The organism is Streptomyces sp. NPDC052052 (assembly GCF_040680455.1).
In the GTDB taxonomy this organism is placed as follows: Bacteria; Actinomycetota; Actinomycetes; order Streptomycetales; family Streptomycetaceae; genus Streptomyces.
The window spans coordinates 51954-66138 of the sequence record NZ_JBFAWU010000008.1; the positions used below are offsets into that span (position 1 = coordinate 51954).

Below are 14185 nucleotides of genomic sequence, written 5' to 3' on the forward strand. Positions count from 1 at the left end.
TATCTACCGAAGGTGATCTTCCCAAAAGGAAGGCAAGCCCGCACCCAAAGGACGCCTCGCGTGGACATGCCCCTCGACCGGATCGAGTTCGAGACCATGCTTCTCGGCCGGTACATGCATCTGCTCACCCACCGGGGCGACGGGCGACTCGACCGCAGCGCCTACATACTCCTGAGCCGTATCCAGGACGAAGGTCCGCTCTCGATCAGCCAGCTCAGCGAAGCTTTCGGCCTGGACACCTCCACCCTCAACCGGCAGACCGCCGCCATGCTGCGCACCGGTGTCGTCGCGCGCATCCCCGACCCCGAGGGGGGCATCGCCCGCAAGTTCGCCATCACGGCCGAGGGCGAGCGCCGCCTGGACAGGGACCGGACCGCGAACATGAACGGTCTGGCCCGCGTACTGGAGGACTGGACACCCGAGGAAGCAACACAGTTCGCGGACAGCCTCGCCCGATTCAACCGCCACATCGAACGCCTCGACGGCCGCCCCTGGCCCCGCGGCTGAGCCCGCGGCGAGATCGCCGGGAGCCTCACCGCGGGGCGAGTGCCGATGGCCTCGTCCTGCACGGCAGTGCGGGACGAGCCCGCCACCCCTCGCAGTCCGGCTTCAGCAGCGGGACGTCGGCGCACAAGCCAGAACCCCGGCCCGATTCCGGCGGGCCGGGGTTCTGCGTCAGGCGGGTGAGTCGTTCACCAGCCTTGTGTGCGGTGCCAGGTCACCGGCCATCGCGAAGATGTTCGGTCACTTGTCTCCGTAGCCGCCCTCGTCGCCGCCACCGTAGCCGCCCTCGTCGTCGCCGTAGCCACCTTCCTCGCCGCCGCCGTAGCCGCCGCCGTGGTGACGCTCGATCACACGGAAGCTGCCGACCACGCCGTTGCGGACCTTCACGCCGCCCTTGACACGGCCCGGGTGAACGCCATCGCTGGAGCTCCACGGTCCGACAACCGCGAGCGGGGCGCCGTTGTCGCAGGTCGCGCCACGGAAGACCTCGACGGTCTTGCGGCTGTCGTTGCGGATGTTGAGGGTCTTGGAGCCGAGGCCGCTGACCACCGTCACGCAGCCGAGGCCGTCGGCGGTGTAGGTGCGCTCGTTGATCTGGATGCGGCCCTTGTAGTAGTGCCGCTTGCGCTCCTTGTTCTCCTTGTTGTAGCCCTTGTTGCCCTTCTCGTAGCCACCCTTGCCCTCGTTGCCCTTGCCCTCTTCACCATTGCCGGTGTCGCCACCGTTGAGGGAGGAGAGGGGGGTGGTGGCCTGCTGGACGACAGGGGCTGCCTGGGCCGGCTCCGTGGAAGCGGCCGAGGCGTACGTGATGCCGGTCGCGGCCAGAGCCGCGGCAGCCGCGACAGCGGCAGTAACGACGGTGGAACGGGTAACCATGTCACTTCTCCTGTCTCAGAGAGGTCGGCTGAGCAGTCGACCCGAGATTGAACGTACTGAGACTCCCAACAACTGTCATATCGGACATATTGAATTACTGGCCCGAGGGCGCCGATCGAGGTACAGGAGACACCCGGATGCCAGGTCCGGTTTTTCCGGCGACAGATCAAGTCGGCTTGTTCAAAGGGTGGTTGAAATGCGCCTAGACCGTCCGGGCGACTTGCTGACACCTGCTCACCCCCGGTGACGGCGTGTCTGCGTTGACACGGCCTCGGTTCGCGAGCGCACGCCACATCCCGAAGGGCGGCCATCACCGCTCCACAACCTTCTGACCAGCAGTGACTCCCAAAGAGCCACGTCCGGCCCCTGGCGCACAACCGGGGGCGCGGCGCCCTGCGGGCCATGAGGGGCCGGCAAGGGCGGCCGACGGGACACGGGCGGCGAGCACGTTCGGCCCGGCACCCCAGGAAGCGCCTTCGCCGGGCGCCCCGTACGAGGGCGACCACCTCGGCACACGCCGCAGAGGCGTCGACAGCGACAGAACGGCCCCTCCGGCACGGGGGCCAAGAACCGGTGGCGCCGGATCAGGCGGCGCCCGGCGCCGGCACGAGCCCGTCCTCCACCAGCCCCTTCAGCACGGCTGCCCCCAGGGCCTGCACCGCCGACTGCGGGCGGACCATCACAGTGAACTCCTTGATCAGGCCCTCCTCGTCGAACTGGAGCAGATCCATTCCATGGATCTGCTTGCCGTTCACACGGGCCCGGAAGATCAGGATCTCGGAGGGTGCCTGCACCCCATCCGCACCCATCTCGGCCGATCCGTCGAAATGGCCGACGTAGCGGAAGTCCTCGAACGTCCTCAGCAGGACCCCGAAGAGTCCCAGCACCATGGGAAGCCCTTCGAACGGAGTGAACTTCACCGGGCTGTACAGGCGCACGTCTTCGGTGAACAGACCGTCCAGCGCGGCGAGATCACGCTTCTCGACGGCGGCGCGGAAACGGTCCGCAGTGTCGATGGACATCCTTGTCCTCCCCACCCATCCATAGGACTACGTACGTTGATGAGTATCACCGAAGGAGGGGCGGCGAAAAGGGTAACGGATCATTTCAGAGCACGAAGGTTGGCAGGCCTGAGAGTTGGGTGTCGAGTCAGCAGGTATCTGCGGGACGTCGGGAAATCCAACGGCTTGTGGGCGTTCCTGCTGGACGAACTCCCCGGCCGGCCAGGCACGTTGCGACACCACTCGGCCCACACCGTTGCCCTGACGCCTTGCCCCGTGGGTTCGCGGCTCCGGGGAGTGGGACGTGGTGCAGTCGCTGAAACGGCCACCTCGCAGGCGGGCCCGAGCCAGGATGGATACGTGAACGACATCGCGATCCGACCCGCCCGTATCAGTGAGTTGGCCGCCGTCGCCGAGCTCCGATGGTGGTGGACGCAGGAGATCCATGGAACGCCGGACGCCCCACTGGAGGAGTTCGTGCCCCGGTTCGTGGCCTGGGCACGGCAGAACGAGTCCTCGCACCGGTGCATGGTGCTGGTCCGCAGCGAGGTGGTCATCGGCATGGCCTGGCTGGCGACCACGGAACGCGTGCCGCATCCGCGCGCGTTCGAACGGATGTCGGGCGATGTGCAGTGCGTGTACGTGAAGCCGGACGAGCGTGACCGCGGTCTGGGTGGCGAGCTGATCAAGGCGGTCATGGCATGGGCAGATGAACTGGGTCTGGAGCGGGTGACGGTCCATTCCAGCGACCGGGCCGTCCCGGCGTACTGCCGTCAGGGCTTTGCTGCCTCACCGGCTCTGCTCCAGTTCAGCGTGGGGCAGGACCCTGCAGAGTGACGCACCAGCACAGCGCTGCGACGGACGCACGTGCCCGCCCGGAGAGCCGGGGCAGGGCTTGGTCGAACGGCGCATGGCCCCGGGTCGGTACAGCTCACCACGGCACCGGTCGTCCCGGCCGCCAAGGAACGGCAGCGGCCCGGCGCGAGGCTGCGGCCGGTCCGGCGCGCCGGACCGGCCGCAGGTCGGCGCCATCGGCGGAGCCCGGCCCGAAAATGCAGGCGTGTCTACTCCTGATCTCCCTCCCGGACGCGCCCCGCGGAGCGAATGGGCGCTGCTGCTGTTGTCAGCCGCCTCCGGGGCTGCCGACGCGTTCGTCTTCGTCTGCGTCGGACAGGTCTTCGCCGGGGTGATGACCGGCAACCTGGTACTGCTGGGCGCCTCTGCCGTCGGGGTCGGGGAGCAGGGGGTGGCCCTTCGCGTGATCACCTCGCTCGGTTCCTACGGCGTCGGGGTCGCATGCAGCGCGTGGATGGGCGAACGATTGCGGTGGCCCCTTCCGGTGATGTTGCTGATCGAGGTGACGCTCCTCGCGGCGGGTGCCGTGCTGTGGGCCCTGGAGCCGGTCGACGGCGGCGTCAGACTGGGACTGTTGTCGCTCTTTGCCCTGGCCATGGGGATTCAGTCCCGCCTTCGCGCGACGCCCACCAATTACTTCACGGGCACGCTCACCTCTCTCGTGAGCCGGGTGACGCTGCGCTCGCAGAGTCGGGAGGACCGTTGGGTGGCCGGCCGGCTGATCGCGGTCGTGGCGGGGGCAGCGGTGACGGCGCTGGTCGTACGGGTCTGGCCGGGAGCCGCCGCCTCGGTGGCTGTGGCTCCGGTGTTGGGTGCACTGCTGATCGAGTCGGCGCCCCGGTGGTCCTCCGGGGGCCGATCGCACCAGTCCCGTCGGACGCGTGCCCGGTAGAGCGGGGCCCGGCCGGTAGAGCGGGGCTCGGCCGGATCAGAGGTCCGGACCCACCGGTCTGCTTGCGCCAACGTCCGTCAGTAGCAAGATTGTTCGGAGGATCGACACCCTCATGCCGCCTGCGACATATGCCAGAAGCAACAAGTCATCGAGTGTTGCCAATTCCCTCACAGCGTCCCGCAGCCTGTGCAACAGTCGTCTACGGTCCACCTTCCCGACCTGGCAGTGCAGCGCCTGTATCGGAGTACGAGATGCCGTCCCCCTTGTCCGCGGACCACCCCGCCCCCCAGCCGCCGGAGCGCGATGCGGTCGACGCTTGGATCGACCGGACCCGTCGGCTCCGCGGCGACGTGGACGCGGTGCGCCGGGACACGGTGCTGATCGACGAGGAGGACCCGCAGCTCCGCTGGCAACGCGCACTCTGCGATCTGGCGGTCCATCACCTCGATGATCTCGGCACACACCTCGGACAACTCCGGGACGGCATGGCGCCGGCGATGCCGGAACAGCCCGCGGCTGCTTCCACGCAGGACATCGGGCAGGAGGACGTCGACGCACCGCAGCCCCCATCGCCGATCACCCGTGTGGGCAGCGCCGAGTGGAATCTGCTGACCGACGGGGTCACCTGGTCGGAGGAGCTGTTCCAGATCTTCGGCAGGTCCCCCGAAGCGGGCCCGCTCTCCCTGGACGACCTCCCGTCCCTGCTCCTCCCCGAAGACCAGCCCCTGCTCACGGCTCTGGTGACGGACTGCCTGATCGACGGCAGGCCGATAGACGGCGAGTTCCGCATCGTGCGGGGCGATGGCCGGACGCGCACCCTGCACATGAGGGGAGAACCCGTCCTCGACACGGACGGATGCACGGCCTCCATGTGGGCGGTACTCCGGGATGTCAGCGAACTACGACGCAGCCAGCAGGCGGTCCGCACGACCCATGACTCGCTCCAGCGCCGACAGCAGATGGCACGTACCGAGCAACGGGTGGCAGTGGAGCTCCAGCAGGCCGTGCTTCCGCCCTGGCGTGGTTCACTCCGGCTCCCCCCACAGGGACCGGGTGCGCTGGACATCGCGGCCCACTACCTTCCGTCGGAATCGAGCTCGCTGATCGGCGGAGACTGGTACGACGCACTGGAACTGCCGGACGGCAGGACCGTCCTCACCGTGGGTGAGCTGACCGGTCACGGAATCCAGGCCACCTCGGCCATGGCGATGCTGCTGGGGGCCCTGCGCGGAATGACCGTGGCCGGTATCGAGCCGGGGGCCCTGATGGGTCATCTCAACCAACTGCTGGACTCCTCCGTCCAGCCCGCTCTCGGCAGTGCGGTCTACTGCCGCTACGACCGGTCCACCGGCACCCTTGCCTGGGCACAGGCGGGGCACCCCGCACCGCTGCTGTTCCGCAACGGCGAGGGGCGCCCCCTGATGCCACCGGACGGCGTGCTTCTCGGCGCGGCTTCCGGGGTCACGTACGAGCAGGACGAAGTACGGCTGCTGCCCGGCGATGTGCTGGTACTGCACACCGATGGACTGACCCCTCGCAGCGACCGGGGTGCGGGCCCGGACGCGCTGCTCGCTCTCGCACCGGACTTCGCACAGGCCCGGACGGCACAGGAGTGCGTCCGGAGAGTCGTGACGGAGTTCGGTGGCTCCGAGCGTCTGAACGACGCGTGTGTACTGATCGCCCGCATCGGGGCGTAGCACCACGACGACACCCAGCGCGGAGACCCCGAGACTGCACGGTACGCGGAAACTCGAGCTGACTACGGGTGCAGCTCTCGGACGGCCGGGGGCAGGAGTGCGTCAAGCCGGGCAGATGAAGGCAGGGCGCCCTCATCACAGCGCCTGCGGGTCAGATCTCCGACGAACGCCTTGACTGCTTGACGATCGGGCTCTGCGGCAAGGAGAGCTGGATCTCCTCGCGCAGGTCCTTGATCTTCGCGTAGCCGGCGAACTGTCCTGTGAGCCGGTACATCTCACGCAACCGGTCCCATGTGCGGTGGGAGGAGGTCTCCCTCATCGTCACCAGGGCGAGCCGCGCGTAGCGGTCCGCCTGCTCGGGATCATCGGCGATGAAGCATGCCGAGGCGAGTGAGATGTAGTCGAAGATCTTGGACCGCTGGCGCCCGTTGGCCCGGAGTTCCAGCGCCCGTTTGGCGTGGCGCTGGGCCACGACCGCCACCGAGGGATCGTGCTCGGCGAGCGTGCGGAACGCCAGGGCCTGCATGCCGTGCAGATCCGCTTCGTCGAACAGCTGCATCCAACTGGGCGGTGGCACATCGCTCTTGTCCGAGACGAAGACCTCCTCGGCCCTGCCGAGTGTGCGTCGCATGGCCTGACCTCGCCCCATCGAGGCCTGCGCCCAGGCCTCGATGGTGTACAGCATGGCCTGCGTTCGCGGCAGCACCGTGTCGCCCGAGCCGGATTTGGCGAGCTTCATCAGGTCCAGGGCGTCGTCGGGACGGCCCAGGTGGATCATCTGGCGGGCCGCCCTGGAGAGCGCCTCGCCCGCGCGAGGGCGGTCACCGCCCTCGCGCGCAGCATGCGCGGCAATGACGAAGTACTTCTGGGCAGTTGGTTCGAGACCGATGTCGTGGGACATCCATCCGGCCAGTACGGCGAGATTGGCGGCCACGCCCCAGAGGCGGCGCTGCAGATGTTCCGGGTGGCGGAAGGCGAGCATCCCGCCCACCTCGTTGAGCTGGCCCACCACGGCCTTGCGTTGGAGTCCGCCACCCCGGGACGCGTCCCAGGCGCGGAACACCTCGACGGACCGTTCGAGCGCGTCGATCTCCTCCGACCCGATGGGTGCGGCCTCGTACCGGTCGAAGCCGGCCTGATCCACAGAAAGGGGGTGGTGGGTCCTTGGGGCATCGGCCGCCAGCACTGGGTCGGAGTGCAGCCAGTCGTGCATGGGGCGGGTGATGGTCGATCCTGCGGCGAGCGCGGCGCCCGCGCTCACCAAGCCGCGTCGGTTGAGCATGAGGTCCATTCCCGTGAATTCGGTGAGGACCGCTGCCGTCCGCTCGGGCGCCCACGGAAGTCCGTCGGGATTGTGCTGCTCCCCGGCCTCTTTCCGTTTCCCCGCACGCCCGCGCCGGCCGAACCCGAGGTCCTCGATGGTCACGACACGACCGAGCCGCTCGGTGAACAGGACAGCCAGCACGTGGGGCACTGGATCGCGGGGGGACTCCCCCATGTCGATCCAACGCCTCACCCGCGAGGTGTCGGTGGCCAGCTGCGAGTGGCCCATGGCCGCCGCTCTCCGGTTCACCATTCTCGCGAGTTCGCCCTTGGACCAGCCGGCAAGGCCGAACAGGTCGGACAGGCGGGTGTTGGGTTCTCCGGTCACGTCAAGCCCCCAGGTTCTCGGCTGCGTTGACAGTAGTCCCCCGGCAGATGCGTCGCGACTATTCGCCACGGTTCGCCAGGGTGCGCCAGATGGTCTGCCACCCGCGGCCCGGTGTCAGGTAGGAAAGCGCCACCCCGCCCGGCAGCCCTCGGTTCTCCCCAGGGTGCCGACGGGCCGCCGGACGGGGTGGTGCATGCAACTTGTCGGCGCGCGAAGGGATCTGTTCGCCCATGTACACAGTGTCATCCTCCGTGACCGCCCCGCCCCGTCCGCTTCGTCCGCTGGGGGTGGGCGACGGACCGTACCTCTCCCCGCACACTGCCGCGTCGGTGCCCGGCGCGGTCCGGCCGCGGCGGCCGGCGGGGTCCGGTGGCCCCCAGCTCAGTGGGCGACTGGACCTTTCCGGCCCCCAGGGTGCTCAGCTGAGGATGGCGATCGCCTCGGTGCACCGGATCTGCCCGGAGTTCAACCCGGTGCAGGTGCTGCGCCGCAGTGGTCGTTCGCTTCTCCTGGTCGGCTCGACCGGTCGTACCACCGCAGTCGCCAAGTGTTTAGTGGACCACTCCCCTGCCTGGTCGGAGCGGTTCCGTCACGAAATAGCGTCATATCGTGCTTTCGTCCGGCACCGCCCGCCGGTGCGGGTTCCGCGGCTCATCGCGGCCGACCCGGAGAACTGCACCCTGGTGATCGAGCGGATGCCCGGCCGCGTGGCAGCACTGACCCGGCACCCCTCGGATGCCCCGCCCCGTGCCGATGTGCGGGCCGTACTCGGTGCGATCACCCGGATCAATTCCTGGCGGCCTGCCCCTGGCCTCTTCGGGAAGCCTCTGGACTACGCCTCGCGGATCGCCCGCTATCACGAGCTGGGGCTCTTCACCGACCGCGATCTGGGGGACATACAGAAGCTGCTGCACGGTCTGGCGTATGCGGCAGGCCGTCATGACATGCGCCAGTTCTGCCACGGCGATGCACTGCTCTCCAACATCCTGCTGTCGCCCACCGGTCCGGTGCTGCTGGACTGGGAACACGCGGGCTGGTATCTCCCGGGCTACGACCTGGCGACGCTCTGGGCGGTCCTGGGTGACGCACCGGCGGCGCGGCGTCAGGTCAGCCAACTGGCCCAGGCGGCGGGACCCGTGGCACGGGATGCGTTCCTGGTGAACCTGATGCTGGTGCTGACGCGGGAGATCCGTACGTATGAAACGGCGGTCCAGCGGGCCATGCGGGAGCCGCTGCCTCCGGGCGCCGGACAGGAGCGACCGGGAGTGCTCTCGTCGGCCGAGGAACAGCGGCTGCTGTTACGTCGGCTGCACGACGACTGCGGACTGGCCCGACGGGCCGTGCGTGCTGCGGTCGGCACTCGCTGACCTTCCTGAGGGGGCAGACGCGCTGTGGGGCCGGTGCCGACACACCGGTCCCACAGCGTGCTGTTGTGTTCTTCGGTCTCCCCACCCGTGTCGTGGACCGGGTGGGAGCATGGAGCGTCAAGGCCTCCGCACGCAGGACGCCGTTGCTTCGGCGCCTCCGCGTTCTCAGCGTGTGCGCACGATGTCCACGTCGGACGCCTTCACGAAGGCGATCCGGTGCCCGATCTGCACCGTCACGTACTTCTCCGTGCCGCGGAAGTACACATGGTCGAGCGGGAACGAGGAGTCGATGGTCGGGGCGTAGAAGAAGCCCGTGGGAGCCTCACCGCCGCCAGGGTAGGACTGGCCGGCCTTGATCGTGTACTTCAGCGGCGAGCCCACCCGCTTGTCGCCGAAGTCCTCGGGGTAGTCGGACTTCTCCGGGTAGGCCACGCCGTACACCGGCACCTCCGTGAGGCCTTCCTTCGGCCTGACCACGTAGCCGGAGGTGGGCGTCGTGGTCCGGGTGCCCGCCGGGGTCTGGAACCATGCCTTCTGGCCGTACCACCAGATCGCCGTCCAGCCGGGAGCGTGGTCCGCGACCACAGCCTGCTGCGTGGCGCTGATCTTGCTGCCCCAGTCGGCGGCGCAGTTCGTGCCGGGCGAGCCGTCGGTGTGCAGGCCGGGGTCGGAGAAGAGCGGCGCATCGGTGGACGGTTCGGTGTGGAGCGGGACGGCGCTGGAGCCCTGGACGGGCAGGTCGACACCCTTCTCGCAGTCCCGGAACGCTTGCTGGTTCTTCTTGAAGTCCGGGCTGATGGTGACGAGTTCGCTGCTCTTGGGGGCGCTCGGTACGGTCGGCTTGCCGAGCAGCGCCATGAAGTAGTTCCAGTCCCAGTAGGTGCCCGGGTCCCAGTGCATGTTCTTGGTTCCGGCCGCGCTGGTGGGCGGCACACCGTCGTGACCGATGATGTGCTGACGGTCGAGCGGGATGTCGTACTTGGCGGCGAGGTAACGCACCAGCCTGGCGGTCGAGCGGTACATCTCGGGGGTGTACCAGGTGGCCCCCTCGACGGCGACACCCTCCTGCTCGATACCTATGGAGTGGCTGTTGATGTACCAGTTGCCCGCCTGCCAGGCGACGTCCTTGCCCTTGACCATCTGTGTGACATGGCCGTCGGCCGACCGCACCACATAGTGGGCGGAGGTCTGCTTCAGGGGGTTCCGGAAGATCTTCAGAGTGGTGTCGAAGTCCTCCTCGGTGTCATGCAGAACGATGAACTTGATCTTGTTGGTGTTCGGCCGGTCCGAGGTGTCGTAGTTCCCGTACGTCTCCTTGTCGGCCGGATCACCCGTCTGTTGATAGGCCGCCGGAACCCAGTCGCATTCGAGGCTGCGCGGGCACTCCGGCCGCACCTCGTCCGCACCGGCCTGCGCCGCGGGGCTGAGCAGCGCCATGCTCAGGGCGCCGACCGTGGTCAGCGCGAGTGCAAGTCCGGTCCTCTGCTTGGACGTCATGGCAACCCTTCTTGGAGCCGTACGTAATGGAGCCGTGCGTGATCCGATTTCGCTGTTCCGGTGTGCGCGCACACTCTCTGACCTGAGGTGATGGCACGTCAAGAGCTGTGTGACGACCACGGATCGAGCCAGTGGACCAGACCACTGGCATGTTGTCTGACCTGCGGCCGGAAAGAATCAACTCCTTCTTGACGGAACCGGGTTACCTCGGTTTTACGGAGGCGTCGGCCGAGCGGCACCCCGTGGTCGACCACCACGAACGAGCGCACTTTTCGTGTGATTAATTCCTGATGCGCGTGCTCCGGACGGCCCAGGGGTAGTGCTCGCGCCGACACGACCGGTCCGTGCGAAACCCGCACGGAGATCCAGGAGAGGCCGGACGCACATGGCTCAGCCCTTCACTCTGCCGGACTTCTACGTTCCGTATCCGGCGCGGCTCAACGCCCATGTCGAGGAGGCGCGGCAGCACACGAAGAAGTGGGCACGCAGCATAGGGATGCTGGAGGGTTCGGGCATCTGGGAGGAGAAGGACCTCGACTCCCATGACTACGCACTGCTGTGCGCGTACACCCACCCCGACTGCTCCTCCGAGGCGCTTTCGCTGGTCACCGACTGGTACGTGTGGGTCTTCTTCTTCGACGACCATTTCCTGGAACTCTTCAAGCGCACCCCCGACCGTGCGGGCGGCAAACGGTATCTGGACCGATTGCCCGCGTTCATGCCGATGGACCGCGGGGCCCCCACGCCCGAACCGACGAATCCGGTCGAGGCGGGGCTCGCGGATCTGTGGGCGCGGACGGTACCGCACATGTCCGACGCCTGGCGGGCCCGTTTTGCCGAGGCGACGAAGAACCTGCTCAACGAGTCGTTGTGGGAACTCGCCAACATCAACGAGGGGCGCATCGCGAACCCGGTCGAGTACATCGAGATGCGCCGCAAGGTGGGCGGCGCTCCGTGGTCGGCGGGTCTCGTGGAGTACGCGGCAGGGGCGGAGGTTCCCGAGCAACTGGCCGCCGAACGCGCCCTCCAGGTGCTGCGGGACGCCTTCTCGGACGGCGTGCATCTGCGCAACGACCTGTTCTCGTACCAGCGGGAGGTCGAGGACGAGGGTGAGAACAGCAACGGTGTGCTGGTCCTCGAGCACTTCCTCGGCTGCTCCACGCAGGAGGCCGCGGACGCGGTGAACGACCTGCTGACGTCGCGGCTGCAGCAGTTCGAGAACACCGCCCTCACCGAAGTCGTTCCGCTCTGCACGGAGAAGGGGCTGGACCCGGCACGGACGGCGGCGGTACTGGCGTATGTCAAGGGACTCCAGGACTGGCAGTCCGGCGGTCACGAGTGGCACATGCGCTCCAGCCGTTACATGAACGACGGGGCCCGTGAAACCGCGTTTGCCTTCGGGATGTCCTCGGCGCCGATCCGGCTCACCTCCCGCTCGGAGTCGGCCCGGCTGCGCAGCCACACCCATGTGCCCTACCAGCGTGTCGGCCCGTCTCTGCTGCCCGCCTTCGAGCTGCCGTTCGACACCACACTCAGCCCGCATCTGGAGGGCGCGCGGGTACGGATCGTCGACTGGGCGAACCGCATGGGGATCCTGGAGGCGCAACCGGGGGTGCCGGGTTCGCACATCTGGGACGAGGAGCGGCTCGTCGCGACGGATCTGCCGCTGTGTGCGGCGGGGCTGCACCCGGATGCGACTCCCCAGGAGCTGGACCTGTCCTCCCAGTGGCTGACCTGGGGGACGTACGGAGACGACTGGTTCCCGGTGGTGCACGGGCGCGCCCGCGACCTGGCCGGGGCCAAGCTGGCCAACGAGCGGCTGTCGCTGTTCATGCCTCTGGACGGGTCCGCGACGCCCGCGCCGGTCAACGCCCTGGAGCGCGGTCTGGCCGATCTCTGGGTGAAGACCTCGGCGCCGATGGACGCGAGCGGACGCCGGACCTTCCGGACCGCGGTGGAGGTGATGACCGCGAGCTGGGTGTGGGAGCTGGCGAACCAGGTGCAGAACCGCATTCCCGACCCGGTGGACTACATCGAGATGCGGCGCAGGACCTTCGGCTCGGATCTCACGATGAGTCTGTGCCGACTGGGCCACGGACGGAAGGTGCCCGAGGAGATCTATCGCAGCGGTCCGCTGCGCTCACTGGAGAACGCGGCATCGGACTACGCCACGCTGCTCAACGACCTTTTCTCGTACCAGAAGGAGATCGAGTACGAGGGTGAGGTCCACAACGGCGTCCTGGTGGTGCAGAACTTCTTCGGGGTGGACTATCCGACCGCGGTGGAGATCGTGCACGATCTGATGAAATCGCGACTGCGGCAGTTCCTGCATGTCGCGGAGCACGAACTCCCGGTGCTGTACGACGACTTCGGGCTGGACGCGGAGGCCCGGCGAACTCTGGCCGGGTACGTGCAGGAGCTCAAGCACTGGCTCGCGGGAATCCTGATCTGGCACCGGGGCTGCCGGCGCTACCGCGAGCAGGATCTACGGCGGGGCACCGGCACCCCGTGGCACCTCAGCGGTCCCACGGGAATCGGTGTCTCGGCAGCGAGGGTGACCGCCCTGTTCGCCCGGCCCTCGGCCACCAGGGCGTGACCGCACCCCGCGGGGCCGGGTCACGGCGGGAACAGAGACGGCCGACGCGGTGGGCAACGACAGCAAGGACGGACCAGGGGTCGTGAGGCCGGTGACCGTGCCGTCCGTGTCGGCAGGGACGGCGGTCGGTGCCGGGCGGGGTGTCGAGCGGTACGCAGCACACCCCGCCCGTGCGCCCCGTACCCAGGGCCCCGCCGGTCGGTGTCCGGGCCCAGGATGAAGGGAGGTTCAGCCCTGCTGGAACAGTTCGGCCGGCAGTGGCTTCAGCAGCGTGTACAGATCGTCGGTGATCGGCCGGTCCCAGCTCGCGATGGTGACGAGAACCCCGTCACTGCGGTCGAACTGGACGCAGGAGATCCGGCTCTCGGAGAGCTTGATGCGGCGGACGATCAGCAGGTTGTCGCCCTGCATCACGGGCATGTCCTCGGATCCGGTGACCTCGACCGGCTCGTCGTTCTCCAGCGCGAGCAGCAGCTGGGCGACCTCGAACGGGACCTGGCCCTCCTCCGTCTCACGGGCGGGCGAGCCCTCGGGGAGGTTGCCGATGATCATCGCGGGGCCGCGGCCACCGAACAGGTCGTAGCGCAGAAAGACGCCCTGGCAGCTTCCGTCGGGCGCGGGCAGCAGGCCGGCCCCGAGGTTCCCGGGCCAGTCCCCCGGGTCCATGGCCAGGACATCGAAGTCGGGGCCCGCGGGAGTGGCGGCGCTGCGGCGGCGGAGGAAGGACATGCAGCCATGTTACGTGTCCGGGCTCACGTTGCGGAGCCGGGTCCTCGTCCTCCGGACGCCTCCGGGAGCCCGCGTGATGTCCGGGCGCCTTCGAACACGGCCTATCCGGATTCCGTGGCCAGCGCCCTCAGCACGTCGACGGCCTCGGCCGCCCGGTCGTACGGGACGAAGAGGTGGTCGTGGTGGAAGCCGGCCACCACGTTGCAGCTCAGCCCGACATCGGTGAGCGCCAGGGACACGGCGGCGGTGAACCCCACCGCGTCCAGCGCGGAGTGGACACGGAGGGTGATCCAGCCCGCCACGTAGTCGTACCGCAGTCCGGCCCGGACGGCCTCTGCCTCCGGAAGAACCAGGGTGAGACCTTCGGACTCGGTCACCGCGACGACCGGGTGGGCGCCGTCGGGCACCACACCGTCGGGCACCGTGGTGAAGACATAGCGGCCCGGGTTCCACACGGGCCGCATGCCGCTCAGCAGGGTTCGCAGATCACGCTCGGCAGTCATGGACACCACGCTACGTG

The 14185-nt window shown here is 68.3% G+C and carries 12 protein-coding genes; 6 read left to right on the forward strand and 6 right to left on the reverse strand.

Going from position 1 to position 14185, the window contains the following annotated elements; translation table 11 throughout:
• The first annotated feature begins 60 nt into the window (after positions 1 to 60).
• On the forward strand, positions 61 to 507 hold the full coding sequence (locus tag AB0L71_RS11750; protein WP_365241082.1) for a MarR family transcriptional regulator: 447 nt from the start codon (positions 61 to 63) through the stop codon (positions 505 to 507).
• 237 nt (positions 508 to 744) lie between these two features.
• Here AB0L71_RS11750 and AB0L71_RS11755 read toward each other — a convergent pair whose 3' ends face one another.
• Positions 745 to 1380, reverse strand: coding sequence for a hypothetical protein (locus AB0L71_RS11755; RefSeq protein WP_365241085.1), 636 nt, complete (start codon positions 1378 to 1380; stop codon positions 745 to 747).
• A gap of 584 nt (positions 1381 to 1964) precedes the next feature.
• Complete coding sequence (locus AB0L71_RS11760; protein ID WP_365241523.1) at positions 1965 to 2396, reverse strand: nuclear transport factor 2 family protein; 432 nt, start codon at positions 2394 to 2396, stop codon at positions 1965 to 1967.
• Between the two features lie 345 nt (positions 2397 to 2741).
• Here AB0L71_RS11760 and AB0L71_RS11765 point away from each other — a divergent pair, with 345 nt between their 5' ends.
• The 3 genes from AB0L71_RS11765 to AB0L71_RS11775 all read left to right on the forward strand — a co-directional run bounded on the left by AB0L71_RS11765 (position 2742) and on the right by AB0L71_RS11775 (position 5825).
• On the forward strand, positions 2742 to 3218 hold the full coding sequence (locus AB0L71_RS11765) for a GNAT family N-acetyltransferase (protein ID WP_365241087.1): 477 nt from the start codon (positions 2742 to 2744) through the stop codon (positions 3216 to 3218).
• A gap of 223 nt (positions 3219 to 3441) precedes the next feature.
• Positions 3442 to 4128 (forward strand): YoaK family protein, encoded by a 687-nt coding sequence (locus tag AB0L71_RS11770; protein WP_365241090.1) that lies wholly within the window; start codon positions 3442 to 3444, stop codon positions 4126 to 4128.
• Positions 4129 to 4379: 251 nt separating this feature from the next.
• Entirely contained in the window at positions 4380 to 5825 is a 1446-nt protein-coding gene (locus AB0L71_RS11775) for a SpoIIE family protein phosphatase (protein WP_365241093.1), read from the forward strand.
• A 151-nt stretch (positions 5826 to 5976) separates the two neighbouring features.
• On the opposite strand, the gene AB0L71_RS11780 is transcribed toward AB0L71_RS11775, so the two are convergent.
• Positions 5977 to 7476 (reverse strand): hypothetical protein, encoded by a 1500-nt coding sequence (locus AB0L71_RS11780; protein ID WP_365241096.1) that lies wholly within the window; start codon positions 7474 to 7476, stop codon positions 5977 to 5979.
• Between the two features lie 230 nt (positions 7477 to 7706).
• Between AB0L71_RS11780 and AB0L71_RS11785 the strand changes: the two genes are divergently transcribed.
• Entirely contained in the window at positions 7707 to 8843 is a 1137-nt protein-coding gene (locus AB0L71_RS11785) for an aminoglycoside phosphotransferase family protein (RefSeq protein WP_365241098.1), read from the forward strand.
• Positions 8844 to 9008: 165 nt separating this feature from the next.
• Here the strand turns inward: AB0L71_RS11785 and AB0L71_RS11790 are convergent, their stop codons facing one another.
• Positions 9009 to 10340 carry an N-acetylmuramoyl-L-alanine amidase gene (locus tag AB0L71_RS11790; RefSeq protein WP_365241100.1) on the reverse strand — a complete coding sequence of 444 codons (1332 nt, stop codon included), beginning with the start codon at positions 10338 to 10340 and terminating at the stop codon, positions 9009 to 9011.
• A gap of 385 nt (positions 10341 to 10725) precedes the next feature.
• Between AB0L71_RS11790 and AB0L71_RS11795 the strand changes: the two genes are divergently transcribed.
• On the forward strand, positions 10726 to 12936 hold the full coding sequence (locus AB0L71_RS11795) for a germacradienol/geosmin synthase (RefSeq protein ID WP_365241103.1): 2211 nt from the start codon (positions 10726 to 10728) through the stop codon (positions 12934 to 12936).
• Positions 12937 to 13164: 228 nt separating this feature from the next.
• Here the strand turns inward: AB0L71_RS11795 and AB0L71_RS11800 are convergent, their stop codons facing one another.
• Both AB0L71_RS11800 and AB0L71_RS11805 read right to left on the reverse strand, forming a co-directional pair.
• Complete coding sequence (locus AB0L71_RS11800; protein ID WP_365241106.1) at positions 13165 to 13665, reverse strand: hypothetical protein; 501 nt, start codon at positions 13663 to 13665, stop codon at positions 13165 to 13167.
• Between the two features lie 101 nt (positions 13666 to 13766).
• Positions 13767 to 14168 carry an ACT domain-containing protein gene (locus tag AB0L71_RS11805; protein WP_365241108.1) on the reverse strand — a complete coding sequence of 134 codons (402 nt, stop codon included), beginning with the start codon at positions 14166 to 14168 and terminating at the stop codon, positions 13767 to 13769.
• Between the last annotated feature and the right edge of the window lie 17 nt (positions 14169 to 14185).

Excerpts from the sequence above, each read along its gene's own strand:
- AB0L71_RS11790 (WP_365241100.1), bottom strand. The coding sequence starts at position 10,340 with ATGACGTCCAAGCAGAGGACCGGACTTGCACTCGCGCTGACCACGGTC.
- AB0L71_RS11775 (WP_365241093.1), top strand. The coding sequence starts at position 4,380 with ATGCCGTCCCCCTTGTCCGCGGACCACCCCGCCCCCCAGCCGCCGGAG.
- AB0L71_RS11795 (WP_365241103.1), top strand. The coding sequence starts at position 10,726 with ATGGCTCAGCCCTTCACTCTGCCGGACTTCTACGTTCCGTATCCGGCG.
- AB0L71_RS11805 (WP_365241108.1), bottom strand. The coding sequence starts at position 14,168 with ATGACTGCCGAGCGTGATCTGCGAACCCTGCTGAGCGGCATGCGGCCC.
- AB0L71_RS11800 (WP_365241106.1), bottom strand. The coding sequence starts at position 13,665 with ATGTCCTTCCTCCGCCGCCGCAGCGCCGCCACTCCCGCGGGCCCCGAC.
- AB0L71_RS11785 (WP_365241098.1), top strand. The coding sequence starts at position 7,707 with ATGTACACAGTGTCATCCTCCGTGACCGCCCCGCCCCGTCCGCTTCGT.
- AB0L71_RS11755 (WP_365241085.1), bottom strand. The coding sequence starts at position 1,380 with ATGGTTACCCGTTCCACCGTCGTTACTGCCGCTGTCGCGGCTGCCGCG.